The sequence below is a fragment of the Brevundimonas sp. LjRoot202 genome, assembly GCF_964253355.1.
Lineage (GTDB): Bacteria > Pseudomonadota > Alphaproteobacteria > Caulobacterales > Caulobacteraceae > Brevundimonas.
Genome location: NZ_CAXUQW020000004.1, coordinates 33,951 through 59,929 on the forward strand (window position 1 = coordinate 33,951; position 25,979 = coordinate 59,929).

Consider the following 25,979-nt stretch of genomic DNA (forward strand, 5'->3'; position numbering starts at 1 on the left):
GGGCCCTCCGACAGGGAGGGTTACCGGCTCAGCTCTTCAATCGCCAGCCCGAGCGGAACACCAGCCAGCAGGCGTACGCCATGGCCAGGGTGAGGAGCGCGCTCATCGCCACGCCGATCCAGATATTGCCTTCGGCTTGGCCGATGAAGCCGTAACGGAAGCCGTCGATCATGTAGAAGATCGGGTTGAAATGGCTGATCGTCGCGAACGGCTCGGGCAGGCTGTCGACGAGGTAGAAGGTGCCGGACAGGAAGGTCATCGGCATGATCAGGAAGTTCTGCACCGCCGCCAGCTGATCGAATTTCTCGGCCCACAGGCCGGCGAAGACGCCGAGCATGCCCATCAGCAGCGAGGCGGTCAGGCTGAACCAGACGACGGCGGCGAGGTTGGCCACGCCGAGGCGCGCGAAGGGCATGACGCAGACGGCGGTGACCAGACCGACCACGACGCCCCGCGTCGCCGCGCCCAGCGCGAAGCCTATGGTCAGTTCGAGCGGGCTGAGCGGCGGCGTCAGGAAGTCGGTCGAGGTGCCCATGATCTTGGCCTGGATCAGGCTGGACGAGGCGTTGGCGAAGGCGTTGTTGAGCACCGCCATCATGATCAGGCCCGGCGCGACGAATTCGGCGAAGGGGGTGCCGTGCAGCGGCGGCCGCGCGCCCTGCAGGGCCACCACGAAGACCAGCATGTAGAGCAGGGTCGTGACCACCGGCGCCGCGACCGTCTGCGCCCCGACCTTCCAGAAGCGACGCACCTCGCGCAGGTACAGGGTCTTCACCCCCACCCAGTTGACGCCGTCGTAGCGGCGCGGCTGCGGAAGGCCCGGGGGGCGGGTCGAGGCGAGATCGGTCATGGAGGGCCAGATGCGGTGGCGGTCGCCGGGACGCAAGGGGGAGCGAGCCAGACAGTAGTCGGATGAGCGGCGGATCGACGTGCGCCCGGCGGCCCATTGCGGCGGCCTGCAGCCTCGCTTTCGTTAACCATCCCTACATCTGGTTTCTGTGGACGGACTGATTCGCACATATTGCGTCTGTTAGGGTCTGGTTTACGATTAGTGGTAGGTCGAGAGCCCGGGAGAGACGGCTCGACCCCATATATTGAATCCGTGACCCGGAGGGTGGTTATGACCGCAGGCTGGACTGAAGACCGTGTCGGCGCGCTGAAGAAGCTCTGGCTGGAAGGCCAGTCGGCGAGCCAGATCGCCAAACAGCTGGGCGGCGGCGTCACCCGCAACGCCGTCATCGGCAAGGTCCACCGGCTGGGCCTGTCGGGCCGGGCCGCGCCGTCGCAGCCGGCGCGAGCCACCTTCCGCCCGTCGCGTCCGCGCCCGGCCGCCCCGCCGACCCAGGCGCCGTCCGCGCCGCGCCGCATCGAGGCGGTGCAGCCGCGTCCGGCGGCCCAGGTTCCGGCCCCGATGCCTGACCTGCCCGGCACCGCCACGGTCATGACCCTGGGCGCCCACATGTGCAAATGGCCGATCGGCGACCCGTCCTCGACCGAGTTCAGCTTCTGCGGCCGCCGCGCCTCGGAAGGCGTCTATTGCGTCGAACACGCCCGCGTCGCCTACCAGCCGGCGGTCCGCAAGGGCGGCAAGGACGGGGCGACGGAACTGGCCCGCAGCCTGCGCCGGTACATCTAGGAAGGGCGCCAGCGCTCGCGACGCGGTCGCTCGCTGCTTGAGCGCGAGCGACCGTTGACGTTTTCCGGCCTCACGGCTGTCACGAATGGCTCCTACGGGAGCCGCCGTCCGCCTCCCGCCGCCTCCGCGCGGCGAGAGTCTGGGGCGGGGCTGCGGTTATCCGGGTTGACGCAGCCCCTCACCCGGCCCGGTCCATCCCACACCTATCGAACCTGCCCGGCCTTCAGCCGCTCCAGCACGGCCCTGCGCATCTGCGCCAGGCTCTGGGCGGTGGGCGCGCCGAGGATGCCGCGCGCCTCTTCGGGCAGGTGGGTGGCCGGATCGCCGTCTGTCTGGAAGACATAGTGATCGAACATCGCCCGCCAGGCCCGGCGCTGATCCGGCGGCAGCAGCCGCAAGCTCATCATCGCGTGCATCATCGCGTCCCACGGCGAGCCGGCCTCGGCAGGCGCGGCGTCCCACCAGTAGTTGACCAGCACGTTGAACGGCTCGAGCGACTCGACGTGGTGGTACCACTGGTAAGGAATGTAGACCGCGTCGCCCGGGCCCAGATCGGCCGTCACGGCGGCGTCCAGCGCCTTCGAGAAGCGCGGATAGCGCTCCAGGTCGGGGGCCGTCAGGTGAACCAGGCTGACCTGCACCCCCGCCGGCGTCTGATGGAACGGTCCCATGTAGAGGTCGCCCACGGCCTCGGGCGGGAACAGGGTGAAGCGGCGCCGGCCGACGGCGACGCAGGCCACGTTCTCCGTCGGATCGTGGTGGATGGCCACCTTGGCGGCGTTGCCGATCCACAGCCGGGGCACGATCGCCGGGGGCAGCAAGGTCAGCCGGTTGGCCTCGGCGAACCCGGGCAGCCGCTCGGGGGCCGGCATGCCTTGCAAGGCCAGCGAGGCGGGACGCGCCTTGTCTCTCTCGGCTTCCAGCTGGTCGAGAAAGACAGCCAGCGGCGCTTCTCGCTGTTCGAAATTACGCCCGGCGGCGGCGGTCTCATAGTGCAGCCGGCCCTCAACCTCCGGCGGCGCGCGCATGAAGGGGACCGGCGCGGACACGGCCAGCGCGCGGAGGTATTGGCCGGCCTGCCCTGCCCGGGCGGCCCGCACGATCGGCCAGTCATCCACCACGCCCTTGAGCACCGCCGGCTCGGCGCGCTGCCGGATCTCCTGGAAGACCGCCGGGGTGATGTCCCGCCACTCCCGGATCGGCCGGGGACCAGCCGTCAATTGAGCACCCGCCGCTCGCCCGGCACGTCGAGGCTGAAGGCCGGGATGGCCGCTTCGAACGAATGGCCGGACGCGTCCGTCATATAGTAGCCGCCGACCATCGAGCCCGTCGGGGTGCCGAGCGGGCAGCCCGAGGCGTAGGAATAGCTGTCGCCCGGCTTGATCACCGGCTGCTCGCCGACCACCCCCGCGCCGCGCACCTCCTCGACCCGACCCTGGCCGTCGGTGATGACCCAGCGCCGCGCCATCAGCTGCAGCGGCACGGCGGTCAGGTTGACGATCTCGACCTGGTAGGCCCAGACCCACCGGCCGCCGTCGGGATCGGACTGGCCGGCCAGATAGCTGGGGCGGACGCGGACAAGGACGCCTTCGGTCTCGGCTTCATAGGCGGGCGTATCGTGCATCCGCCCATCGTCGCCCAAGCGGCCCGCAGGTCAAGCGTTGGCGACCGTGAGGCGAGCCGGCGACTCCGGCGGAGACACTTTGGGGGAGACAGGGCGCGGAATCGTGTAATCGGAAGCCATGCAGAGCTTTTCGACCTCCCTCCCCGGCATCCTGCCGTCGCAGTCCCTCGAGGCGCTGATCGCAGGCGGCGCGATCGCGTCGGTCACGCCGTTCGATGCGGACCAGGTGCAGCCCGCCAGCCTCGATCTGCGCCTGTCGGACCAGGCGTGGCGGGTTCGGGCCTCCTTCCTGCCGGGACAGCGCAAGGTCGAGGACCGCATCGCCGACGTGGCCATGCACACCATCGACCTGTCGGCCGGCTACGTAATGGAGAAGGGCTGCGTCTACATCGCCCGGCTGCAGGAGCGGCTGGCCCTGCCCAAGGGGCTGATCGCGCGGGCCAATCCGAAGAGCTCGACCGGACGGGTGGACGTCTTCGTGCGGCTGCTCACGGACCGGGGAGCCAGTTTCGACGACGTCGACGAAGGCTATGACGGGCCGCTCTATCTGGAGATCGCGCCGCAGACCTTCTCCATCCTGGTGCGGCCCGGCACGCGGCTGAACCAGCTGCGGCTCAAGGCCGGCGAGCCGCCCAAGCTGGAGACCCGCAGCGTCGGCGTCGACCTCGAGGGCCCGGACGGGACCATCGTCGGCTTCCGCGGGCGCCGCCACGCCGGGGTGGTCGATCTAGACCACATCGACGGCCACGATCCGCGCGACTTCTGGGAGCCGCTGGGCGTGCGGCGCGGCGAACTGCTGCTGGACCCCGGCGAGTTCTACATCCTGGCGTCGCGCGAGGCGGTCGAGATTCCGGTGATGCAGGCCGCCGAAATGACCCCCATCGACCCGTCGGTCGGCGAGTTCCGGGTCCACTACGCCGGCTTCTTCGACCCGGGCTTCGGCACCGACGAGGCGCACGGGGCCGGGTCCAAGGGCGTGCTGGAGGTGCGCACCCACGACACGCCGTTCCTGCTGGAGCACGGCCAGATCGTCGCCCGGCTGGTCTATGAGCCGCTGACCGAACGGCCGTCGCGCCTCTATGGCGAGGGCGGCAGCCACTACCAGAGCCAGGGCCTGAAGCTGTCCAAGCATTTCCGCGCCTGGTCCTGACCAGGGGAACTCCGCCATACGGTGGACGTTCGACGGTCATGAAATTGTCAGTTGGCGTTCCCGCTATGATCGTGCAGGGTCGAGGACGTTAACGGACTGAGGGGACCGTTGATGCGTCTTACGGCGTTCTGTGCGGGAGTGGTGGCGTCGGCGGCCTGTTCGGCCCCGGCCTTCGCCATGGTCGCGCCCCAGGAGACGATCGCCGATCCCTGGCGGGTCGAGCGCGAGCGCCCCGTCACGGTCTCCGACCTGCTGACCCGCCTCGACCGGGACGCGCGGTTCGACGCCGGCGAGCGCGCCTTCGCGAGCGCCGACGGCTGGACGGGCTACGACCCGGCCCGGACCGTGTCCTCCTCCTGGGCCGCCACCAATCGTGACATCTGGTACGAAGGCGAGGCCTACAGCGACCGGCTGCGCCTGCGCACCGAAGGCCGCCTGCGGCGCGCCGACGGCTCGCCGCTGCCGCCCGGGCCGCTCGACCCGGCCGCCTACGACGCCGAACACTACGACCTGACCTACACCCGCGGCTGGACCGAGACCCTGGGCCAGACCGAGAACGGCCTCGACGTCACCCTGACGCCGCACCTGGGGGTCGGGGTCGGCAGCCGGGGCCAGGTGACCGAGGCCGGCGCCACGCTCAGGGTCGGCCGCAACCTCGACCGGCTGGTGCCCGACGGCGAGGACGCCTTCGGCGAGCGGGCGCGATGGTATCTCTACGCCGCCGGCTCAGGCCGCGCGGTCGGCTACAACTGGGCCCGCAACCGCGACGGCGACTTCGCCCGCTCGGGCGTCAGCCACGACTCCGGCGCCTTCCTCGGCGACGCCTCCCTGGGCGTGGCCCTGCGGCGCGGACCGGTGCACGGCTCGGTCGGCCTGGTCTATCGCGAGATCGAGGCCGAGGGGCTGCGCGCCGGCCACGGCGTCGACACCGACGTGTCCGAGGGGCTGATCGCGTTCCAACTGTCGATCAAGCCGGAGTAGGCGCTACTCCGTTCTGGCCACGCCCTCGCGGCGGTCGTCGGCCGCGCCGTCCCAGGACCAGCCGTCCGGACCGCGCCGCCAGATCGCGCCATGCAGGCCGGAGTTCTCGCTGGCGTTGGGCCGCAGCGGGACGCCGCGCGCCGCCAGCGCCGCCTGCAGGTCGGGCGAGAAGCGGTCGGTGTCCGCGCCGAAGCCGTCGCCCCGGGCGACCAGATTGGGCAGGGCGAAGGCGTCCTGCATCGACATCCTCCAGTCCAGAACGGCGATCAGGGCCTTGGCGTTGTAGGCCAGGATCGAGGTCCCGCCCGGCGAGCCGAGCGCGCCGATAAAGCGGCCGTCGCGGTCGAGGATGATCACCGGCGACATCGACGAGCGCGGCCGCTTGCCCGGGGCGACGGCGTTGGCGGCCGGCGCGCCGTCCGGCCTCAGCGGCTCGAACGAGAAATCGGTCAGCTGGTTGTTGAGGAAAAAGCCCGCCGCCATCCGGCCCGAGCCGAATACGCTCTCGACCGTGGTGGTCATGCTGACCGCATTGCCCGCCGCGTCGACGATGACGAAGTGGGAGGTGCCGGCGGGCTCGCGCGTCGCGTCGGGGCCGGCGAACACGCCGCCCGGCGGGAAGCCCGGCTCGGCCGCCCCGACCAGGGTCGGCGCCTGGGCCGCCCGGGCGGCGACATAGTTGGGGTCGAGCAGGCCCTGCACCGGCACGCCCACGAAGGCCGGATCGCCGACGTAGCGGTCGCGGTCGGCGTACATCAGCCGCTGCAGTTGGGCGAAGGCGACCCAGGCGTCGGCGCTGTCGGGCCCCTCGACGATGTCGGGTGTGAGCTCGGCCATGGCCAGCAGCTGCAGGACGGCCACCCCGCTGGACGGCGGCGGCGGCACGCAGACGACATAGATCCGGTAGGGCCGGCACAGGGCCCCACGCTCAAGCGGTTCATAGGCGGCCAGATCGGCCCCGGTCAGGGCGCCGGGGCGCGGGCCTTCGGCCACGGTGTCGACGATCTCGCGCGCGATCCGGCCATGGTAGAAGGCGTCCGCCCCGCCCGCCGCGATCTCGGCCAGGGTCTCGGCGTATGCGGGATTGCGCAGCACGTCGCCGGCGGCGTAGCGGGTCCCGTCCGGCTTGGTGAAATAGCGCTCGGCCCAGCGCGTCCGCGCCTGCCCGCTCTGGCCGGCGATCATGCCGGCGAGACGGGGGCTGACCACGAAGCCGTCGCGGGCCAGCCGCTCGGCGTCGCCCAACAGGTCCCGCCACGCCAGTCGCCCGTGTTCCGCCTGGGCCATGGCCAGCAGCGCCACCGCCCCCGGCGCGCCGGTCGAGCGGCCGCTCAGCACCGCGTCCCCGAACGCCAGCGGGCGCCCGTTCTCGTAGAACAGCCCGGACGTCGCCGCCGCCGGCGCGGTCTCGCGGCCGTCATAGCTGGTCACCTCTCCGGACGCGGCGTCGTAGAGCATCATGAAGGCCCCGCCGCCGAGGCCCGACGACTGCGGCTCGACCAGACCCAGGACCGCCTGCACCGCCACCGCCGCGTCGACCGCCGAGCCGCCGCGGCGCAGCACCGCCAGCCCTGCCTCGACCGCCAGCGGATTGGCCGCCGCCACGAACGGGCCGCGCGCCGGCGGCGCCGCGGCGGCCGCGACGGGCGCCGTCCGGTCCCCGACCACCGGCGCCGCGCAGCCGCCCAGCACCAGCACCAGCGACAGGCTCACGGCGATCCACGATCGTAACGGCGGGGCGGCGAAGGTCATTGGCGTCTCTCGGCGGCGGATTGGCGAAGCTCCAAGCTGGGGTCCCGAAGCTGCGGGCGAAAGAGACTATCGACGCCGGCTGGTCAATCCGGCGCGGCCACGGCAAGGTCGGCCGTCCGCCGCAGGAGCCCGCCATGCGCCCCGTCCTTCTCGCCGTCGCCGCCGTCGCGCTCGCCGTCGGCCCCGCCCTGGCCCAGACCGCCCCGGCCGCGCCAGCCTCCACGCCCGCCGCCGAAGCCCGGCCCGGCGACGTCGCCTCCATCGACGCCATCATCGCCGCCCTCTACGAGGTGATCTCGGGCGAGGCGGGCGAGGCCCGCGACTGGGCCCGTTTCCACGGCCTGTTCCTGCCCGGCGCGATCATGGGCGGCGCCGGCCGCGCCCCCGACGGCGGCGCCCGCATGCGGGTGAGTTCGGCCGCCGACTATGTGGCGCGCAACACGCCGCACTTCCAGGCCAACGCCTTCTACGAGCGCGAAACCGGCCGGCGCGTGACCCGGTTCGGGCCGCTCATCCAGGTGCTGTCGGCCTACGAGATCCGCACGGCGCGCGATGCGGCCGAGCCGGTCCAGCGCGGCGTCAACGCCATCACCCTCTTCGACGACGGCCGGCGGTTGTGGATCACCTCGATCGTCTGGACCGGGGAAACGCCGGAAACCCCCATTCCGGAGGACCTGCGCGGCCGGCCCTGAAATCGTCGCACGAAAGCCGCCGACCGGTCTTGCCCCCCGCCCCCTCGTCCGCTAGATACCCGCCCTCGCCGTTCGCGGCCAAGCGCGCCCGTAGCTCAGCTGGATAGAGCATCAGACTACGAATCTGAGGGTCGGACGTTCGAATCGTTCCGGGCGCGCCATTTCTTCTCCAAATCAGAAGTCTGAAGAGCGCACGGCTTGGCGGGGCTCCGGCCTGCCCGGGCTGCGCCTGCTAGGCCGACGAGCGCTCGTCCTTCCCTCCGACCGGTCCTTCCCGGATGCGGTTCGGCGCTGGACAAGCGGTCCCCGCGCCGCTCTTGTGCCGAACCGGCGACACGGATCTTGTTGGCATGACGCAGAAGGCAGGCCAGGGAGCGCGGCGGCAGGACGGCGATGGCCTGGCCGAGATCACCGCGCGCTTTGCCCGCCCGCTGCGCAGCTTCTTTCGCAAGCGCACCCGTAACGAACAGGAAGCGGACGACCTGGTGCAGGAGGTCTTCTGCCGGCTGGCCGCGCGCGAACAGCCCGGAGCCATGGACAACGCCGAGGCCTACATCTTCCAGATGGCGGCCAACCTGCTCCGCGACAGGGCGCGCCGGTACGCCACCCGCACCGCGGCCGACCGGGCCATGGAAGCCGGCGGCGCGAGTTCATTTGAGGAAATCTCCCCCGAGCGCGTCTTACTTGGAAAGCAGCGCCTCGCGCTGTTGGAACGGGTGCTGGGCGAACTGCCGGAAAGAACGCGCGTGATCTTCCTGCTGCATCGCTTCGAAGAGCTGAAATACGCCGAGATCGCCGGGAGGCTGGAGATATCGGTCAGTTCCGTCGAGAAGCACATGATGGAAGCGATGCGCCAGATCAAAACCCGTTTCGAGCGTGATGAGGACCGATGACGGCGGAATACGATACGGCGGTGGAGAAGGAGGCGGCGTTCTGGTTCGCGCGTCTCCGCTCGGACGAATTGGGCGAGGAGGATCGTGTCCGCTTTTCCCGCTGGCTGGCCGCCGATACCGCCCATGTCTCGGCCTACGCCGACTATCAGGGACTGTGGAGCGATCTCGACGAGGTGGCGGCGACGGGGCCGATCCTCGCGATGCGGCGTGAAGCGTTGAAGGCGACCCGCCGGCCTTCCCGGGCGCGTCCACGCTGGGTTCCGATGGGCGCGATCGCCGCCGGCGTCGCTGCGGTCCTGGTCGGCGGATGGATCCTGTTGCAGAGCCCGGCGCTGGTCCCCCAGGCGGCCAGCAGAAGCGCGCCCGCCACCTACCGCACCGAGGTCGGCGAGCGCTCTTCCATCACCCTCGCCGACGGTTCGGTGGTCCAGCTGAACACCGACAGCGTGCTGGAGGTGAACTACATCGGCGAGCGGCGCGATCTGAGGCTGCTGCGCGGCCAGGCCCTGTTCGAGGTCGCACACGACCGCAACCGACCCTTCGTGGTCGAGGCCGGCGGCCAGACGATCACCGCGCTGGGCACCGCCTTCGACGTGCGTGTCGGGGCCGGAGAGACGCGGGTGACGCTGGTCGAGGGCCGCATCGAGGTGAAACGCGTCAACGGCACCACGCTGTTCCCGGTCGCCCCGGAGGTGCGCAAGCTGACGGCGGGCGAGCAACTTGTGGCGATCGAGGAGCGGCCGTTCGTGGTTCGCATGGCGGACCTCGAGAAGGCGGTCAGCTGGCGCGAGGGCCGCGTGGTCTTCTCGGACGAGCCGTTGGCGGAGGTCATCGAGGAGATCAATCGCTACTCGACCCGCAAGGTCGTGCTCGGCGATGGCGACCTCGGCGAGATGAAGGTGAGCGGCGTGTTCCGGCCCGGTTCGGCGGAGCGGTTTGTCGCCGCGCTCGAGATCGGTTTCCCGGTCGAGGCCGAACTGGACCAGCGCCGCAACGTCGTGGTCCTGACCCGCCGCTGAGGCCGTCGGCGCGCGGCTGGAAGTTTTTTGTGAGGGTTTCCGGCGCTGGCGCGTCTTACCCGATGTGAACGCCAAAAAGAGCGGTCTCGCATCCTCGGGGAAATGACTCATGACCACCGCGATCTCCTTCCGAAACGCCTTGCTCGGCGGAGCGGCCGTCGTCGCCGTCGCCACGCCGTCCGCGGCCCTGGCCCAGGCCGTCGCCTTCAACATCGAGCCGCAGCCGCTGGCGGCCGGCCTGCAGGAGTTCGCCCGTCAGACAGACGTGGAGCTGCTCTACGCGCCCGAACTGGTCGCCAACCGCCGCACCGCCGGCGTCTCCGGCTCCTTCACACCCGAGGCCGCCATGCAGCGTCTGCTGGTCGGGACCGACCTGACCTTCCGCCAGACCGGCGGCAATGTGTTCGTGCTGCAGGCGGCCGGGCAGGCGGCGACCCAGCGGGGAGTCGGCGTGGGCGCGGTGCGCGGCGCGGTGACCGACGCCGCGACCGGCGCGCCGGTCCCGGGCGCCTCCATCAGCGTCCAGGGCGCCAACCTGGCGGCAGTGAGCGACGAACGCGGTTTTTTTCGCATCCCGGGCGTGCCTGCGGGTGAGCACACGGTGGTGCTGGACTACCTCGGCGCCCGGAACCAGGCCCGGCAGGTCACCGTGGCGGCAGGAAGCGAAGCGACCCTGAACTTCCTGCAGGGCGACGCCGACGCGATCGAGGTCGGGGATGTCGTCATCGGCGGCTATATGAGCGCCATCCAGCGGGCCCTGAACCAGCAGCGCAGCGCCAGCAACGCCTCGACCGTGGTGTCCGAGGACAGCCTCGGCGGCTTCCCGGCCGAGACCGTCTCCGAGGCCCTGCGCCGCGTGCCGGGCGTGGCCTTCCAGCGCGCCGACGATACCGGCGAGGGTTCGAGAATCCTCGTGCGCGGCTTCAATGCGGAAGCCGTCAACGTCCAGGTCAACGGCGCCGATCTGCAGGGCACCAATTTCGAGCGGTCGGTCGACCTCAGCGGCATGCTGGCCGACAACATCTCGCAGGTGACCATCCACAAGTCGCTGCTGCCCAGCCACGAGGCCACCGGCTCGGGCGGCCTGGTCGAGATCGAGACGCGATCGGGCCTCGACTACGGTGATTTCTTCTTCGGCGCCGGCGTCGAGAAGGAACAGCCGGTCGAGAGCGGCTTCGGCGAGGAGTATCAGGTCAACGCCACCGTCGGCGGGAAATTGACCTCGACCTTCGGCTTGGCGGCGAACGTCTCCTACCGCGACACCAGCCGCAGCAATTTCGACGTCTTCAACAACAGCAGCGGGACCACGCCCGCGGTCCTGCCGGCGGGCTACACCTCGATCTTCCAGGTCCCGGCGAGCATGCAGTTCCCGTTCGATCCGGAGTTCAACGACCGGCTGAACAGCAGCGCCACCTACATCGGCCGCGACCGCGAAGAGACCAATCTGGCGATCGGGGTCAACGCCGCCTGGGACATCGGCGATCACACCCGGCTGCGCTTCGACGTCTCGCACAACAAGCGCGACGCCTACACCTTCTTCTCGCGCTCCGCGGTGCAGTTCCTGACCGGCGGCTTCGACATGCCGATCCCCGAACTGGGCGGCGAGGTGCGGCGCCGTTTCGTGCTGAACAGCCTGCGTCCGGGCCTGTCGCTGCAGTCGTCCGACGTGGAACTGGTGACCAACACCCTCAGCTTCCGCGGCGACACCAATTTCGATCGCTGGCAGCTGCGCTACAAGGCCGGCTATACCGGCGCGAGGTCCCGGTCGAGCAATGACGAAGTCACCCTGACCAGCACGCCCTTCACCAACCTCCGCGACCTGATCGATCCGACCACGATCCAGTTCGCCAATGACGACAACGCGGCGCAGACCGAGCGGATCATCGGCGGCGCCTTCGTCGAGGGGCCGGACGGCGTGCCGATCCCGTCGCTGACGGCCGAAGGCCAGAGTCTTCTGTTCGACCCGGCCACCTACCGGATTCTCAGCGCGGGCCGGTCGATCACCGACAGCCCCACGGACGCCTGGTTCGGCGAGGCCAGCGCCCGCTACTACGCCCAGTCCTGGCTCGACTATGTCGAGGTCGGGGCCAAATACGACCGCAGCGAACGGTCGGCGCTCGACGATTCCTTCACCACCGACCCGAACCTGCTGACCGAAATCAACAGCTTCAGGCCGATTGCGGGCCGCAACACCTTCCTGTCGGATCTCGACACCGGCCTGCTGACCCGCGATCTCGGCTTCCTCGGCTTCGGCGACTTCACCGTCCCGTCGATCAGCCAGGCGGGGAACAGCGCCATCTTCCGCGGCCTCGAAGGTCTCCTGGTAGATGACCCTTCGACGTCCTTCAACGAGGCCCGGTTCACCTTCACCGACGCGTCCGACTTCGATCCGGCGTTGAGCGACAGCGCCCTGACGCCGGCCGGTTCGGTCGAGGAGCGGTGGGCCGGCTATATCGAGACCCACGTCGAACTGGGCCAGTTCGACATCATCGGCGGCCTCCGCGTCGAGCGCACCGACCGCACCGGATCGGCCTTCGCCGTTCCGAGCGTCACGCTCAATACGCCGACCTTCCAGCGCGAGCCGCGCAGCACCTTCGCTGAAGCGGGAATGATCGATATCGAGAACCTGGAAGCGGTCGACACCACGGTGACCCCGAGCTTCCTGGTCAACTACCGCCCGGCGTCCAACGTCGTGGCGCGGCTGGGCTATTTCCGCTCGACCGTCCACCCCAACCTGCAGCTGCTGCGCCGGCAGACGCAGTATTTCATCGATCTGCGGCCCAGCCAGAACCGCGCCATCCTGGCCGAGGGGAACCCCGACCTCGAACCCACGATGACCGACAACTGGGACCTCGATGTCGCCTGGTATTTCAAGGACACGCCCGGCCTGCTGCGCGCCGCCGTGTTCCACAAGACCATCACCAACAACTTCACCAACGTCTTCACGTCCGACGTCCCCGCCGCCGAGGTGCGCGACCGCATCCTCGACTATTTCCAGCCCCTGGCGGCGACGCGGCCCGATCTGACGGCGTTCGACGCCGACACCGAGTTCCTGTACCGGCGCCCGCAGAACGGCGAGGGCGGCACCATCTGGGGCGTCGAGCTCGAGGCGATCCGCCAGCTCGACTTCCTGCCGGGCGTCCTCAGCGACTTCGGCGTGATCGGCAACGTCACCTACACCAGCGGCGATTTCCCGACCCTCGTCTCGGGCCGCGACGAGAACGGCGACACGATCGTGGTCTCCCTGGACCGGTCGCTGGAGGGACAGGCGGCCTGGACCTACAACGCCGGCCTGACCTATGCGAAGGGCGGTTTCGAGGGGCGGCTGGTCTACACCAAGCAGACCGAGTCCGTGTCGGCCTACGACGTCCACGACCTCAACACGATCGTTCCGGCCTATTCGACGCTCGACCTGCGCATGAGCTATGCGTTCGGCGGACCGGAGGACAACCGCTACACGATCTTCGTCGAGGGCGACGACCTGCTGCGCGGGCCGGATGAGGCGGACATCCGCAGCGCCACCTCGAACAGCCTGGACCGGTCGGACGCCTCCTTCTTCTTCCCCAACACCTACCAGTACAGTGGCGGACGCACGGTCACGCTTGGCCTCCGGGCCCGCTTCTGAGGACCGGATGACGGGACCGGAACCCTGCCCACGGACCGCCGGCTCCAACCGGCCGGCGGCGACGTGAGCACGGCCGGCCGGATTGCGGCGGGCCTTGCCGCCGCCCTGCTGTTGGCCGGCGGCCCCGCTGCGGCGGCCGGCGGGCCAGACGACGGACCGCTGCTCTACCAGGTCCCGCCGGACCCCATCCCGGCGCTGCTGGCGGCGCCGGCCCAGCCAATGGTCATGGTCAGTCCGAGCCGGGACCGCCTGGCGCTGCTCGAGCGCCCCGCCGCGCCGCCGATCGCCGAACTGGCGGCGCCCGTGCTGGGCCTCGCCGGTCATATGGTCGATCCGTTGAACAACGGACCGGGCGGGATTTCCGCCTATGACGGCGTCGTCTTCATCGACCTGGCCAGCGGGGCCGAACGCCGCGCCGCGCTGCCGGCCGACGCCCGGATCATCGCGCCGCTGTGGTCTCCGGACGGCCAGAGCCTCGCCTTCCTGATGCTGCGGCCGGAGGAGGTCGAGCTGTGGACCGCCTCGGCCGCGACCGGCGCGGCCCGCCGCGTGACGGGCCGGATCAACGCCGCCTTTCCCCAGGCCTACGCCTGGCTGCCGGACGGCGGCGGCTTCCTCGTCAGGCTGGTCCCCGGGGAACGGGGCGCGCCGCCCCAACCGAACCGCGTTCCCGTCGGGCCGATCGTGCAGCAGAGCGAGCCGGGCCGGACCGCCGCGCTGACCACGCTCCAGAACCTGCTGGCCGGCCCGGCCGACGAGGCTCTGTTCGACTACTATTTCGCCTCGACCCTGGCGCGGGTCGGACTCGACGGCGTGACCTCGGGCCCGTTGGCGCCGCCCGGCCTGATCCTCGACAGCCAGCCGTCGCCGGACGGCCGATACCTCCTCGAAACGCGGCTGCAACGCCCGTACAGCTACAGCGTCGGCGCAGGCTCCTTCCCCACCGTCGTAGTGGTCCGCGACATGGGCGGCGAGATCGTTCGGCGGGTGGTCGACCGGCCGCTTCAGGAACTGGCGTCCAGCGCCGTGCCGACGGGTCCGCGGTCCATCCAGTGGCGCGAGGACGCCCCCGCGACCCTGGTCTGGGCGGAGGCCCGGGACAGTGGCGACCTTGGCGCCGACGTCGCCGTCCACGACCAGCTGCTGATGCTCGCCGCCCCGTTCACCGGCGACCCGCTCCGGCTGATCGACCTCGAGGGCCGCTTCAGCCGCGTCTTCTGGGGCCGCGAGGACCTCGCCCTCGTCGCCAGCGCCGTCGACCGCCGCCAGCAGCGCACCGTGGTCGATCCGTCCCGGCCGGGCCACGGCCGTAAGCTGGGCAGCGGCGCCGTCGGAGAACCGGTCATGCGCACCGACTCCCGCGGCCGCGGGCGCCTGCACCTGACTCCCGACGGCGAGGCGCTGCTGGTTCGGGGCGGCGGCGGCGTGCAGCGGGTCGATCTCGAGACGGGCGAGCGCACGCCTTACCGGGTCCCCGCCGGCGACGGGACCGTGCTGGTTGCCTTGCTCGACGACGCCGGCGAGCGGCTGCTGGTCCGGCGCCGGGACCAGAACGCGCCGCCCAACCTGTTCGTGACCGACGGGTCCGGCGAGACCGCCCGGGCGGTCACCGCCTTCGTCGACCCGGCCCCTCAGTTCGCCGGCGTGCAACAGCGTGTCCTGACCTACAGCCGGTCGGACGGCGTCCCGCTGAGCGCCACCCTGTTCCTGCCCGCCGGTCACCGCGTCGGGATCGACGATCCCCTGCCGCTCCTTGCGACCGGCTATCCGGTCCTGGCGGCCGACCGTGCCGCCGTCCGCGCCGGCGGGCGGGAGGCGGAGGGCTTTACCCGCCCCGACGGCTTCGGTGACATCGAACTTTACCTGCTGACCCAGGGCTATGCGGTGATGCGGATGGCCATGCCGGTCGTCGCCGACGGCGACCCGGAGACCCTGCAGGGTCATGCGCCGCAGGTGGTCGCCAACGCCGCCGCCGCCCTCGACGCCGCCGCCGCGACCGGCGCGGTCGACCGCGACCGCGCGGCCGTCCTCGGCTGGAGCTTCGGCGCCGCCATGGCCGCCGACCTGCTGGCCCACAGCGACCTGTTCCGCGCCGGCGTCGCGCTGTCGGGCGCCTACAACCGCACCCTGACGCCGTTCGGCTTCCAGACCGAACGCCGGACGTTCTGGGAAGCCCCGGAACACTACATGGCGATCAGCCCCTTCGCTTTCGCCGACCGGATCAATGAACCGATCCTGCTGATGCACGGCGCCGCCGACGCCAACAGCGGCGCGCAGCCCATGCAGAGCGAACGCTTCTTCGCCGCCCTGAAGGGCCACGGCGCCACCGCCCGCTATGTGCTGCTGCCCCATGAGGGCCACAGCTACCGGGCCCGCGAGTCGCTGGAGCACGCGCTGTGGGAGATCACGACCTGGCTGAATCGCTACCTGCGGGACAGCCGGGCTGTCGGGGGAGGTGAACGGCCCGAATAGGCCGAAGACCCGCTATCGCCGGGGCAGCCGGGTCCGGGCGCGGGACCAGAAGGTCTCGTCGAAGGTCGTGGCGGCGCCGACGATGGCGGCGTCCTCGGTGTTCGGATGGGTGCGCACGGACACGACCGCGCCGGCGGACTCCAGGGCCCGCCGCAGGGACGGCGCGAACAGGTCGAAGGCGCCGGTGATCCGGCCGCCGAGGACGACATCGGCGGCGCCGAACGACGCGAGCCACGGACCGGCGATGGCTCCCAGATTCTCGCCATACCTCTCGAAGATCGCCGCTGCGGCGGAGTCCTGTCGCGCCCGTGACGCCAACTCGGCCACGCCCTCCGCGGCCAGACCGGTCATGCGGGCCTGGTCGAGAATCCAGCGCACCGAGACATGGTCGTCCGCGATCCCGGCCCCGAACGGCAGGCTCCAGAGGCAGCCGTCCGGCGGCACGCCTTCGCCGGCGATGACGGGAACGCCGTCCTCCAGGAAGGCGGCCCCGAGACCGGTACCCAGGGTCAGGGCGACCGCCCGGCCCGTCCGCGGCGCGTCGCCCATCCGGCTGCAGCCGACCGCGAAGGCCGTCGCGTCGTTGAGGAAGCGGATGTTGTGCGGCCGCCGCGCATGCTCGCGCAGGGCGGCGCCGACATTGACGCCGTTCAGCGCCTCGAATTTGTCGTTGCCCTCGAAATGGGCCACGCCCCTCGCGTAGTCGAACGGCCCCGGCATCGCCACGCCGACGCCCGTCACCCGACCGCCGGCGAGGTCGTCGAGCTCGTCGATCAGGGCCGCCCAGCCGGTGATCAGCGCCTCCGCCGACGCCTTGCGGTCCAGGGCCTGGCGGCGGGGGCTGCCCTCGACCAGGCCGCCGGTCGCGCCGTCGACCAGCGCCGCGGCGATATGGTGCCCGCCGATGTCCGCCCCCACGATCAAACCGGTCTTCTCCTCCTGCCCTCGATCGACTGTAGCAGGAGTTCGGCGGCCGCGAGCGCCTCAGGGAGCGCGGCCGGCCTCAGATGTAGGGCAGCGCCCCGTAGGTGCCGTAGTAATCGAACAGCCGGGTCCGCCAGGCGTCGCCGGCGCCCAGCGACTCCAGCTGGGCGCGGTCGAGCGACGGCGCCGCTTCCAGCGCCGCCTTGTCGAGCGGCACAACGTAGCCGTTCTTCTCGATGTCGTACTCCAGCATCGACCACGGCACCGGGTGGAAGCGTTCGCCCACGCCCAGGAAACCGCCGAACGACATCACCGCATAGATGATCTGACCGGAGACCTTGTGGATCGACAGGTCGTCGACGTGGCCGATCCGTTCGCCGGCGGGATTGAACACGGCCGTGCCGGTGACCCGGCTCGACATGATCAGGTGATGTGCAGACTCCACATTCATGGCGTCCTCCGCCTAGTGGCCGCGCAGTCCCGCGCCCGGAGCCTCCGTCGCCGCCGGCCGTTGCGGCGTGAAGTCCGACAGCCGCTCCCAGCGGGTGCGAATGGTCTCCGGAAGCGCGTGACGGACGATGGCCAGCTGGCCCTCGGGGACGTGCCGGCTGAGGGTCCCGAACACGGCGTCCACCGCATCGACGGCGGCGACCGGCCGGACGTCCGACAGCCACTCCTGCACCTCGGCCACGAACTCGTCCAGGTCGCGGCAACGGGTCGGCTGCTTCGCCGGCTGGAACTGGTCGTAGTAGACGCCGCGGATCAACAGCGGCAGCTGCGCGCCCAGATGGGCGGCCACGTCGACTGGCAGGCGGTCCCGCAGCTTGTGCAGCACCGTCGACAGCACCTTCCACGCCAGGTGGCGGTCGGGTCCGATCACTTCGGTGATTTCATTGAGCCAGATGTGAGTCGTCTGGATGGTCTTGTCAAAAACCTCGAGTCCGTTGGCGCTCATCTCCAACTCCCTTGCGGCGGGCGTTAATGCTGGTTGTGTCGACTACTCGGCTCGGTGACCTGGCTCAGGGCCGCGGCGCTGCGGAGACCGCCGTCGTCGTCGGCGTGGCTAATGTCGCCGAGGGAGATGACGCCCACCAGCCGCTTTTCGCGGTTCAGCACCGGCAGACGGCGCACCTGCAGGTCGCTCATCTGAGACGCCACCTCGTCCAGAACCTCGTCTTCGTAGCAGTAGCAGACCTCCCGGCTCATCACCTCGCGCACGGGCGTGTCGGGGCCCATGCCGTCGGCGACGGCGCGAACGGCGACGTCCCGGTCGGTGATCATGCCGACCAGCCGGTCGTTCTCGCCGACAGGCAGGAAGCCGGAGTCGATCTCCTTCATGGTGCGGGCCGCATCTTGGATGGTGGCGTCCGGGGCGCAGACCCGGGGGTTCGGGGTCATGCAGTCTCTGACGTTCATGGCGATTATCCTTCGCTGCTCGAACGACGCCCCTCGCTGTCCAACCGCCGGACCGCCCGGGGGTTCAAGCGGCGCTGCAAAAATAGCCCGCCGGGCCCGGCGCCGGATGCGGAACCCCCGTCCCCGCCGACGGTTGATCGGGGGAACCCCGGGGGCGCTGGAGATGATCATGCGCGCGACAACGGGACTGCTGCCTCTCCTCGTCGGCGCCGCCCTGGCGGCCTGCACCGGAGCCGGGGACGAGGCCACCGACACCGGCGCCGCCGCCCTGTCCGAACCGATGGCCCAACCGGCGGACGACGCCACCCCGGAACCGCCGGACGAGGCCACGCCGCCAGAACCGCCTATCCCGCCGGAGGAGACGCCGCCCGACGTCGGTCCGCCCGACATGAGGCCCGACCCCCTGCCGCCGGGAGAGGAGCCCCCGGAGGGCACGCCGCCGGACTCGCCCCCGCCGCCCACGTCCGGACGATAGAAGGAATCGCGCCATGCTCGAACTGGCCCAGGCCCGCGAGCGGATGGTCGAACGCCAGGTGGCCCGGCGCGGGGTCCGCGACGATTATGTGCTGGATGCGATGCGCGGGGTGCCGCGCGAGGTGTTCGTGCCTGAGAGCCTGCAGGAGTTCGCCTACGACGACGCGCCGCTGCCGATCGAGGCCGGCCAGACCATCTCACAGCCCTACATCGTCGGCCTGATGATCCAGGCGGCCGGGATCCGTCCCGGCGACCGGGTGCTCGAGATCGGCGCCGGGTCGGGCTATGCGGCGGCGGTGATGAGCCGGATCGCCGACAAGGTCTTCGCCATCGAACGCCACGGCGACCTGACGGAGCTGGCGCGGGGGCGCCTGCAGAAGCTCGGCTACGACAACGTCGAACTGCGCACCGGCGACGGCACCCGGGGCTGGGCCGAGGCCGGCCCCTTCGACGCCATCCTGGCCGCCGCGGGCGGCCCCGCCATCCCGCAGGCCCTGAAGGACCAGCTCGACCTCGGCGGCCGGCTGGTCATGCCGGTCGGCCCGACGCAGGACGAGCAGCGTCTGGTCAAGGTCACCCGGACCGGCGCCAACCATTTCGAGGAGGATGACCTCGGCGGCGTCCGCTTCGTGCCCCTGATCGGCGAGCAGGGCTGGCCGGACGCCGATGCCGCGCGGCGGGCCCCCGAGCCCCGCGCCTTCGAGGAGCCGCCGGTCGAGGCGTCGATCGCCGCGCTGATCCGCGAGGCCGCCGAGCCGCTTCCGGACCTCGACGACGCGGCCTTCGGCGCCTTGTTCGACCGGTTCGCGGACGCGCGGGTGGTGCTGCTGGGCGAGGCCAGCCACGGGACTTCGGAGTTCTACCGCGCCCGGGCGGCGATCACCCGCCGGCTGATCGAACAGCATGGCTTCACCATCGTCGCGGTCGAGGCGGACTGGCCCGACGCCGCCAGCCTTGACCGTTACGTCCGCCGGCGGCCGTCCCCGAAGCATGCGGAGCCGCCGTTCCGCCGCTTCCCGACCTGGATGTGGCGCAACACCGACGTCGAGAGCTTCATCGAATGGCTGCGCGGGTGGAACGAGGACCGGCCGGTCGAGGCGCGCGTCAGCTTCCACGGGCTCGACCTCTACAACCTGTCGGCGTCGATCCAGGGCGTGCTCGACTACCTCGACCGCGTCGATCCGGAAGCGGGCAAGGTGGCGCGCGAGCGCTACGGCTGCCTGACCCCCTGGGCCAGCGAACCCCAGGCCTACGGCCGCATGGTCCTGACCTCGGGCTATTCCCGGTGCGAACGCGCTGTGGTGACGACCCTGACCGACATGCTGGAGAAGCAACTCGAGTATGAGGTCCACGACGGCGACAGCTTCCTCGACGCCAGCGCCAACGCCCGGCTGGTCAAGAACGCCGAGGCCTACTACCGCGCCGTCTACTACGGGGCGGCGGAGAGCTGGAACCGGCGCGACACCCATATGTTCGAGACGCTCTGCGCCGTGCTGGAGGCGCGGGGGCCGGACGCGAAGGCCGTGGTCTGGGCGCACAACTCCCACATCGGCGACGCCTCCAGGACCGAGATGGGCCTGGTGCGCGAGGAGCTCAACATCGGCCAGCTGTGCCGGGAGCGCTTCGGCCGCGACGCCGTCCTGATCGGCTTCGGCGCCCACGGCGGCGAGGTCGCCTGCGCCTCCGACTGGGGCGCGCCGATGGAGGTGAAGCGGATCAACCCGTCGCGGCCCGACAGCTACGAACGGCTGGCCCACGACAGCGGCGTCGGGCGCTTCCTGCTCGATTTACGCGAGGGCGTTCACGATCCGCTGCGCCAGCGCCTGCTCGATCCGAAGCTGGAACGGTTCATCGGCGTCATCTACCGGCCGGAGACCGAGCGCTGGAGTCACTACTCCGGCTGTTCCCTGCCCCAGCAGTTCGACGCCTGGGTGTGGTTCGACCAGACCACCGCGGTCACGCCCCTGCCGACCGCCCGGCGGGAGGGCGTGGACGATACCTGGCCGTTCGGGCTGTAACCGGGACCCGCGTTTTTTATCAGAGGGCGGGCGGCGTGGGCGCGGGCGACGGACCGGCCAGCCCGGCGCCGACGGTCGTGGCCGCCGACTCGAACTCCGCCCGGGTCCAGTCGAGGACGACCGCGCGTTCGCCGCGCGAGGCGACGATCGCGGGCGCCGTCGTCATCGATCCCTCCGCCCGTCGGATGTGAAGGATCCGTTCGCCGCCGGGGCGGGTTTCGACCAGTATGAGCACGCCCAGGAGCTCGCCGTCGACGCTCAGTACCTCCGCGCCGGGCGGAAAAGTCTGTCCGGAGAGCGGTGCCGCGACCAGTGCGGGCGATTGGCCCGCCGGCGCCTGGGCGACGACCGGAGAGGCGGACGCCACGACGGCGGCGGCCAGCAGCACGGGGGTTTGGGCGAACATCGGAAGCCTCCTGCGCAGAGCGAGATGATCCCGGCGGACAACGAATAGCCGATCCCGGGCTTTGTTCCGCCCAATCGCGGGGACTTGACCAAGCGGAACCGCGACCCAACTGTTCACTTACGCAGAAGCGGCGCCCTAACCCTTTGTGGAGGCCAGCATGAGCTCTCAAGCGTCGGTCAGTTTCGATCGCCCGGACGAGGCGCGCACCCGATCCCGACCCTCGGACCCCTTGAGCGCCATCACCCGGTTCGCCCTCGGGCGCCTGCTCAAGCAGTTGATCCACACGGGTTCGCTGACCGTGGTCCTCCCCTCGGGCGAGGCGCTGCGGGCCGGCGACGGGGAGACCGACGAACCGGTCCGGATCAGGCTGCGCGACAACCGCACGGCGTGGCGCCTCGCCCTCTACCCCGGGCTCGCGCTGGGAGAGGCGTGGATGGACGGCGACGTGGTGCTCGAGAAGGGCACGCTGTGGGACCTGCTCGACCTGGTCGGACGGAACCTGGCCCTGCGGCCGCCGCCCCGGCGGGGCCGGCTCGCCCGCCTCTGGCGCCGGATCGAACAGGCCAACGACCGCGCGGCGGCGCGACGCAACGTGGCCCACCACTACGACCTGTCGCTGGACCTCTACCGCCGCTTCCTCGACGCCGACCTGCAGTATTCCTGCGCCTATTTCGAACGGCCGGGCATGACGCTTGACGAGGCCCAGGTCGCCAAGAAACGCCATCTGGCGGCCAAGCTCCTGCTCGAGCCGGGCCAGTCGGTGCTCGACATCGGCTGCGGCTGGGGCGGTCTGGCCATGACCCTGGCGGAAGAGGCGGGCGGGCGCGTCACCGGCATCACCCTGTCCGACGAACAGCTCGCGGTGGCCCGGAGCCGCGCCCGCGAACGCGGCCTCGCCGATCGTGTCGAGTTCCGCAAGCAGGACTACCGCGACGTCGAGGAGCGGTTCGACCGCATCGTCTCGGTCGGCATGTTCGAACACGTCGGCGTGCCCAACTACCAGGCCTTCTTCGACGCCGTCGCCCGCCAACTGACCGACGACGGCGTGGCGGTCATCCACGCCATCGGCCAGAACCACGTCTCGGTCAGCAACCAGCCGTGGATCGGCAAATACATCTTCCCGGGCGGCTACACCCCGGCCCTGTCGGAGATCCTGCCGGCCATCGAGCGCGCCGGACTGTGGGTCACCGACATCGAGATCCTGCGCCTGCACTACGCCGACACCCTGAAGGCCTGGCGCGACCGGTTCGAAGCCAACCGGGCCGAGATCGCCGCTCTCTACGACGAGCGCTTCTGCCGCATGTGGGAGTTCTACCTCTGCGTCAGCGAGGTGGCCTTCCGTCACCGCGGCTGCATGGTGTTCCAGATCCAGCTGTCGAAGCACGTCGACGCCGTGCCCCTGACCCGCGACTACATCCAGGCGGCCTGAAAGTCCGAACGCGGCTGGACTTGGACGGCCCGACAATGCTCATCTGACCCCTCGGGGCGGACGCGACGGCCGGACAGGCCGCGCAGGACGTCCACCTGTTCGGGGATTGTAAAACCATGAAGCGTGAACTCCTGGCCACGGCCGCCTTGCTGGCGCTCGCCTGCCCTGCGCGGGCCCAGACTCCGGAGCCGGCCCCGGTCCCGGTCGAGGCGCCCGCGGAGGCGACCGAACCCGGCGACGCCGAGGCCGACGCGCCCAAGTGGGACGTCCAGGCGCCGCCCGGACCGTCGCGCGCCATTCCCATCGACGTGACCCGCGGCACCTGGATGTCGGTCGACGTCAGCCCGGACGGCCGGACGATCGCGTTCGACATGCTTGGCGACATCTACGTCATGCCGGTCTCGGGCGGGGAGGCCCGCGCCATCGCCAGCGGCGTGGCCTGGGACATGCAGCCGAAATGGTCGCCCGACGGCCGCCACATCGCCTTCACCTCGGACCGCGCCGGCGGCGACAACATCTGGACCATGGAGGCCGACGGCTCCAATCCGGTGCAGATCTCCAAGGAGACCTTCCGCCTGCTCAACCAGCCGGAGTGGACCCCCGACGGCCAGTTCATCGTGGCGCGGAAACACTTCACCTCGGCCCGCTCGCTCGGGGCCGGCGAGCTGTGGATGTACCACCGCTCGGGCGGCGGCGGCGTGCAGATGACCGAGCGGCGCACCCAGCAGAAGGACACCGGCGAGCCGGCCTTCTCGCCCGACGGCCGCTACCTGTATTTCAGCGACGACGCCACGCCCGGGAACACCTTCGAATATTCCAAGGACGTCAACGACCAGATCTACATCATCCGCCGCCTCGACCGGGAGACCGGCGAGATCAACCCCTATGTCACCGGCCCGGGCGGGTCGATCCGGCCGACCCCCTCGCCCGATGGCAAGTCGCTCGCCTTCATCCGGCGGGTTCGCTACCAGTCCGTCCTCTATGTGATGGACATCGAGTCCGGCCGCGAGACGCCGGTCTTCTCCGGTCTCGACCGCGACCTTCAGGAAACCTGGGCCATCCACGGCGTCTATCCGGCCATCAGCTGGACGCCCGACAACCGCTCGATCGTGTTCTGGGCCGACGGCCGCATCCAGAAGGTCGAGGTCGCCTCGGGGGCCGTGTCCGACATTCCGTTCCACGTCGCCGACACCCGCCGGGTGCACGAGACCGTGCGCTTCCCGGTCGAGGTCGCGCCGGATTCCTTCGAGGTGAAGATGGTCCGCTGGGCCCGCCCCTCGCCGGACGGCTCCAGGGTGGTGTTCGAGGCGCTGGGCCATCTGTGGATCCGCGACCTGCCGACCGGGACGGCGCGCCGCCTGACCCGCCAGAGCGATCATTTCGAGCTCTATCCGAACTGGTCGCGCGACGGTCGCTCGATCGTCTACACCACCTGGGACGACCAGGACCTGGGCTCGATCCGCGTCATCCCGGCCTCGGGCGGGGCCGGCCGCGTGATCACCCGCAACCCCGGCCATTACCTCGAGCCGGTGTTCTCCCCGGACGGCGAGACCATCGTCTACCGCACCGCCAGCGACGGCTTCCTGACCACCGCCCTGTGGAGCCGCGACCCGGGCATCTACCGCATCCCCGCCGCCGGCGGCGAGCCCGTGTTCGTCACCGAAGAGGGCTCGGCGCCCCAGTTCGGCGCCGACGGCGAGCGCATCTTCCTGTCGGGCCGCGACGGCGACAAGCGCACCCTGACGTCGGTCGATCTGAACGGTCAGGACGAACGCACCCACCTGACCTCGGAATGGGCCAGCGAGTTCGCGGTCTCGCCCGACGGCGCCTGGATCAGCTGGACCGAGCGGTTCAACGCCTATGTCGCCCCCTTCGTCGCCGCCGGGCGGCCGGTCACCATCAGCGCCGACGGCAAGTCCCTGCCCCAGGCCCGGGTCACCCGCGATTCCGGCGAGTGGCTGAGCTGGTCGGGCGACTCCCGCCGCCTGCACTGGTCCCAGGGGCCGGAGCTGTTCACCCGCGACCTGAACCAGTCCTTCGCCTTCGTCGACGGCGCGCCCGAGGACCTGCCCAAGCCCGACGAGCACGGGATCAACCTCGGCTTCAGCGCCCAGGCCGACAAGCCGGCCGGCCGCATGGCCCTGACCGGCGCGCGCCTGATCACCATGAACGGGGCCGAGGTGATCGAGAACGGCGTCGTCATCGTCGACGGCAACCGCATAGAGGCGATCGGCCCGGCCTCGACCACGCCCGTTCCGGCGGGCGTTCCGGTCGTGGACATGGCCGGCAAGACCATCATGCCCGGCCTGGTCGACACCCACTGGCACGGGGCCATGGGCTCGGACGAGATCATCCCCGAGCAGAGCTGGGTCGACTACGCCTCGCTGGCCTTCGGGGTGACCACGATCCACAACCCGTCCAGCGACACCAGCGAGATCTTCGCCCACAGCGAGCTGGCGCGGACCGGCCGGGTGGTGGCGCCGCGCATCTTCTCGACGGGGACCATCCTCTACGGAGCCGCCACCCCGTTCACGGCCCAGATCGAGGACCTCGACGACGCCATGTCGACCCTGCGCCGCATGCGGGCGGCCGGCGCCTGGAGCGTCAAGAGCTACAACCAGCCGCGCCGCGACCAGCGCCAGCAGATCATCGAGGCGGCGCGCCAGCTGAACATGATGGTCGTCCCTGAGGGCGGCTCGCTGTTCCAGCACAACATGTCGATGATCGTCGACGGCCACACCACGATCGAACACTCGATCCCGCTGGCCCGCCTCTACGACGACGTCCACCAGCTGTGGCGCCAGACCGGGACGGCCTACAATCCGACGCTCGTGGTGGCCTACGGCGGCAGCTACGGCGAGAACTACTGGTACCAGGAGAGCGAGGTCTGGAACGATCCGATCCTGACCCAATACGTGCCGCGCCGCCTGCTCGACGCCCGCGCCCGCCGCCCGGTCACCGCGCCGGACAACGAATGGAACCACATCTCGGTCGCGCGGGAGGCGACGCGTCTCGCCGCCGAAGGGGTCAACGTCCAGATCGGCGCCCACGGCCAGCGTGAAGGCCTGGCGGCGCACTGGGAGCTGTGGAGCCTGGCGCAGGGCGGCATGGCGCCGCTGGACATCCTGCGCGCCGGCACCCTGAACAGCGCGAAGGCGCTGGGCATGGACCGGGACATCGGCTCCCTCGAGGTCGGCAAGCTGGCCGACATGGTGGTGCTGGACGCCAATCCGCTGGAGAACATCCGCAACACCACCTCGATCGCCTACACCGTTCTCAACGGGCGGGTTTACGACTCCGGCATGAACGAGATCGCGCCGCGCCGGCGGGCGCGGGCCCCGTTCTGGTTCGCCGAGGCCGGCGGCGAAGGCTGGGCGGCCCAGGCCAGCGAGACCGACTCGCACGGGCACGGCGAGCACTAGACGGGTCGGGGGCCGGCCGTCAGGAACGGTCAGCCCCCTTTCCTCC

At 70.7% G+C, this 25,979-nt stretch carries 21 protein-coding genes and 1 tRNA gene; 13 read left to right on the top strand and 9 right to left on the bottom strand.

Annotated features, from left to right (window positions below; genetic code table 11):
* Nucleotides 1-28 precede the first annotated feature (28 nt).
* Entirely contained in the window at nucleotides 29-850 is an 822-nt protein-coding gene (locus tag ACSQ1L_RS09595) for an ABC transporter permease (RefSeq protein WP_435994344.1), read from the bottom strand.
* 270 nt (nucleotides 851-1,120) lie between these two features.
* On the opposite strand from ACSQ1L_RS09595, the gene gcrA reads away from it, so the two are divergent.
* On the top strand, nucleotides 1,121-1,636 hold the full coding sequence (gcrA, locus tag ACSQ1L_RS09600) for a cell cycle sigma 70 cofactor GcrA (protein ID WP_435994346.1): 516 nt from the start codon (nucleotides 1,121-1,123) through the stop codon (nucleotides 1,634-1,636).
* Between the two features lie 203 nt (nucleotides 1,637-1,839).
* Here gcrA and ACSQ1L_RS09605 read toward each other — a convergent pair whose 3' ends face one another.
* Both ACSQ1L_RS09605 and apaG read right to left on the bottom strand, forming a co-directional pair.
* Nucleotides 1,840-2,856 (bottom strand): cupin-like domain-containing protein, encoded by a 1,017-nt coding sequence (locus tag ACSQ1L_RS09605; protein ID WP_435994348.1) that lies wholly within the window; start codon nucleotides 2,854-2,856, stop codon nucleotides 1,840-1,842.
* On the bottom strand, nucleotides 2,853-3,260 hold the full coding sequence (gene apaG / locus ACSQ1L_RS09610; protein WP_435994350.1) for a Co2+/Mg2+ efflux protein ApaG: 408 nt from the start codon (nucleotides 3,258-3,260) through the stop codon (nucleotides 2,853-2,855). The genes ACSQ1L_RS09605 and apaG overlap by 4 nt, the downstream gene beginning before the upstream one ends.
* Before the next feature lie 118 nt (nucleotides 3,261-3,378).
* Here apaG and ACSQ1L_RS09615 point away from each other — a divergent pair, with 118 nt between their 5' ends.
* Together ACSQ1L_RS09615 and ACSQ1L_RS09620 are read left to right on the top strand one after the other, a co-directional pair.
* On the top strand, nucleotides 3,379-4,410 hold the full coding sequence (locus tag ACSQ1L_RS09615) for a 2'-deoxycytidine 5'-triphosphate deaminase (RefSeq protein WP_435994352.1): 1,032 nt from the start codon (nucleotides 3,379-3,381) through the stop codon (nucleotides 4,408-4,410).
* 111 nt (nucleotides 4,411-4,521) lie between these two features.
* On the top strand, nucleotides 4,522-5,391 hold the full coding sequence (locus tag ACSQ1L_RS09620; protein ID WP_435994354.1) for a lipid A-modifier LpxR family protein: 870 nt from the start codon (nucleotides 4,522-4,524) through the stop codon (nucleotides 5,389-5,391).
* Between the two features lie 3 nt (nucleotides 5,392-5,394).
* On the opposite strand, the gene ACSQ1L_RS09625 is transcribed toward ACSQ1L_RS09620, so the two are convergent.
* Complete coding sequence (locus tag ACSQ1L_RS09625) at nucleotides 5,395-7,143, bottom strand: gamma-glutamyltransferase family protein (protein WP_435994355.1); 1,749 nt, start codon at nucleotides 7,141-7,143, stop codon at nucleotides 5,395-5,397.
* 134 nt (nucleotides 7,144-7,277) lie between these two features.
* On the opposite strand from ACSQ1L_RS09625, the gene ACSQ1L_RS09630 reads away from it, so the two are divergent.
* From ACSQ1L_RS09630 to ACSQ1L_RS09655, 6 genes are all read left to right on the top strand, one after another.
* Nucleotides 7,278-7,835: a hypothetical protein gene (locus tag ACSQ1L_RS09630; protein ID WP_435994357.1), complete on the top strand. Its 558-nt coding sequence runs from the start codon at nucleotides 7,278-7,280 to the stop codon at nucleotides 7,833-7,835.
* Nucleotides 7,836-7,919: 84 nt separating this feature from the next.
* Nucleotides 7,920-7,996, top strand: a tRNA-Arg gene (locus tag ACSQ1L_RS09635).
* Nucleotides 7,997-8,185: 189 nt separating this feature from the next.
* Entirely contained in the window at nucleotides 8,186-8,728 is a 543-nt protein-coding gene (locus tag ACSQ1L_RS09640; RefSeq protein ID WP_435994359.1) for an RNA polymerase sigma factor, read from the top strand.
* The gene (locus ACSQ1L_RS09645) at nucleotides 8,725-9,747 is read left to right on the top strand and encodes a FecR family protein (protein WP_435994361.1); all 1,023 of its coding nucleotides are present in this window, start codon (nucleotides 8,725-8,727) and stop codon (nucleotides 9,745-9,747) included. Before ACSQ1L_RS09640 ends, ACSQ1L_RS09645 begins: the two co-directional genes overlap by 4 nt.
* Nucleotides 9,748-9,856: 109 nt before the next feature.
* On the top strand, nucleotides 9,857-13,372 hold the full coding sequence (locus ACSQ1L_RS09650) for a TonB-dependent receptor (RefSeq protein ID WP_435994363.1): 3,516 nt from the start codon (nucleotides 9,857-9,859) through the stop codon (nucleotides 13,370-13,372).
* Nucleotides 13,373-13,435: 63 nt separating this feature from the next.
* Nucleotides 13,436-15,844 carry a S9 family peptidase gene (locus ACSQ1L_RS09655; protein WP_435994365.1) on the top strand — a complete coding sequence of 803 codons (2,409 nt, stop codon included), beginning with the start codon at nucleotides 13,436-13,438 and terminating at the stop codon, nucleotides 15,842-15,844.
* A 12-nt stretch (nucleotides 15,845-15,856) separates the two neighbouring features.
* On the opposite strand, the gene ACSQ1L_RS09660 is transcribed toward ACSQ1L_RS09655, so the two are convergent.
* The 4 genes from ACSQ1L_RS09660 to ACSQ1L_RS09675 form a co-directional block, all read right to left on the bottom strand.
* The gene (locus ACSQ1L_RS09660) at nucleotides 15,857-16,762 is read right to left on the bottom strand and encodes an ROK family protein (protein WP_435994580.1); all 906 of its coding nucleotides are present in this window, start codon (nucleotides 16,760-16,762) and stop codon (nucleotides 15,857-15,859) included.
* A gap of 85 nt (nucleotides 16,763-16,847) precedes the next feature.
* Nucleotides 16,848-17,213: a PRC-barrel domain-containing protein gene (locus tag ACSQ1L_RS09665; RefSeq protein ID WP_435994367.1), complete on the bottom strand. Its 366-nt coding sequence runs from the start codon at nucleotides 17,211-17,213 to the stop codon at nucleotides 16,848-16,850.
* Between the two features lie 18 nt (nucleotides 17,214-17,231).
* Nucleotides 17,232-17,723 carry a DUF2267 domain-containing protein gene (locus tag ACSQ1L_RS09670; protein WP_435994369.1) on the bottom strand — a complete coding sequence of 164 codons (492 nt, stop codon included), beginning with the start codon at nucleotides 17,721-17,723 and terminating at the stop codon, nucleotides 17,232-17,234.
* A 23-nt stretch (nucleotides 17,724-17,746) separates the two neighbouring features.
* A complete protein-coding gene (locus ACSQ1L_RS09675) occupies nucleotides 17,747-18,184 on the bottom strand; it encodes a CBS domain-containing protein (protein ID WP_435994371.1) in 438 nt (145 codons plus the stop codon).
* A 169-nt stretch (nucleotides 18,185-18,353) separates the two neighbouring features.
* On the opposite strand from ACSQ1L_RS09675, the gene ACSQ1L_RS09680 reads away from it, so the two are divergent.
* On the top strand, nucleotides 18,354-18,659 hold the full coding sequence (locus ACSQ1L_RS09680) for a hypothetical protein (RefSeq protein WP_435994373.1): 306 nt from the start codon (nucleotides 18,354-18,356) through the stop codon (nucleotides 18,657-18,659).
* 13 nt (nucleotides 18,660-18,672) lie between these two features.
* The gene (locus ACSQ1L_RS09685; protein WP_435994375.1) at nucleotides 18,673-20,676 is read left to right on the top strand and encodes a protein-L-isoaspartate(D-aspartate) O-methyltransferase; all 2,004 of its coding nucleotides are present in this window, start codon (nucleotides 18,673-18,675) and stop codon (nucleotides 20,674-20,676) included.
* A 19-nt stretch (nucleotides 20,677-20,695) separates the two neighbouring features.
* Here the strand turns inward: ACSQ1L_RS09685 and ACSQ1L_RS09690 are convergent, their stop codons facing one another.
* Nucleotides 20,696-21,082 carry a hypothetical protein gene (locus tag ACSQ1L_RS09690; protein WP_435994377.1) on the bottom strand — a complete coding sequence of 129 codons (387 nt, stop codon included), beginning with the start codon at nucleotides 21,080-21,082 and terminating at the stop codon, nucleotides 20,696-20,698.
* A gap of 157 nt (nucleotides 21,083-21,239) precedes the next feature.
* Here ACSQ1L_RS09690 and ACSQ1L_RS09695 point away from each other — a divergent pair, with 157 nt between their 5' ends.
* Nucleotides 21,240-22,511: a class I SAM-dependent methyltransferase gene (locus ACSQ1L_RS09695; RefSeq protein ID WP_435994379.1), complete on the top strand. Its 1,272-nt coding sequence runs from the start codon at nucleotides 21,240-21,242 to the stop codon at nucleotides 22,509-22,511.
* Between the two features lie 116 nt (nucleotides 22,512-22,627).
* Nucleotides 22,628-25,933 carry an amidohydrolase family protein gene (locus tag ACSQ1L_RS09700; RefSeq protein ID WP_435994381.1) on the top strand — a complete coding sequence of 1,102 codons (3,306 nt, stop codon included), beginning with the start codon at nucleotides 22,628-22,630 and terminating at the stop codon, nucleotides 25,931-25,933.
* Nucleotides 25,934-25,979: the final 46 nt, after the last annotated feature.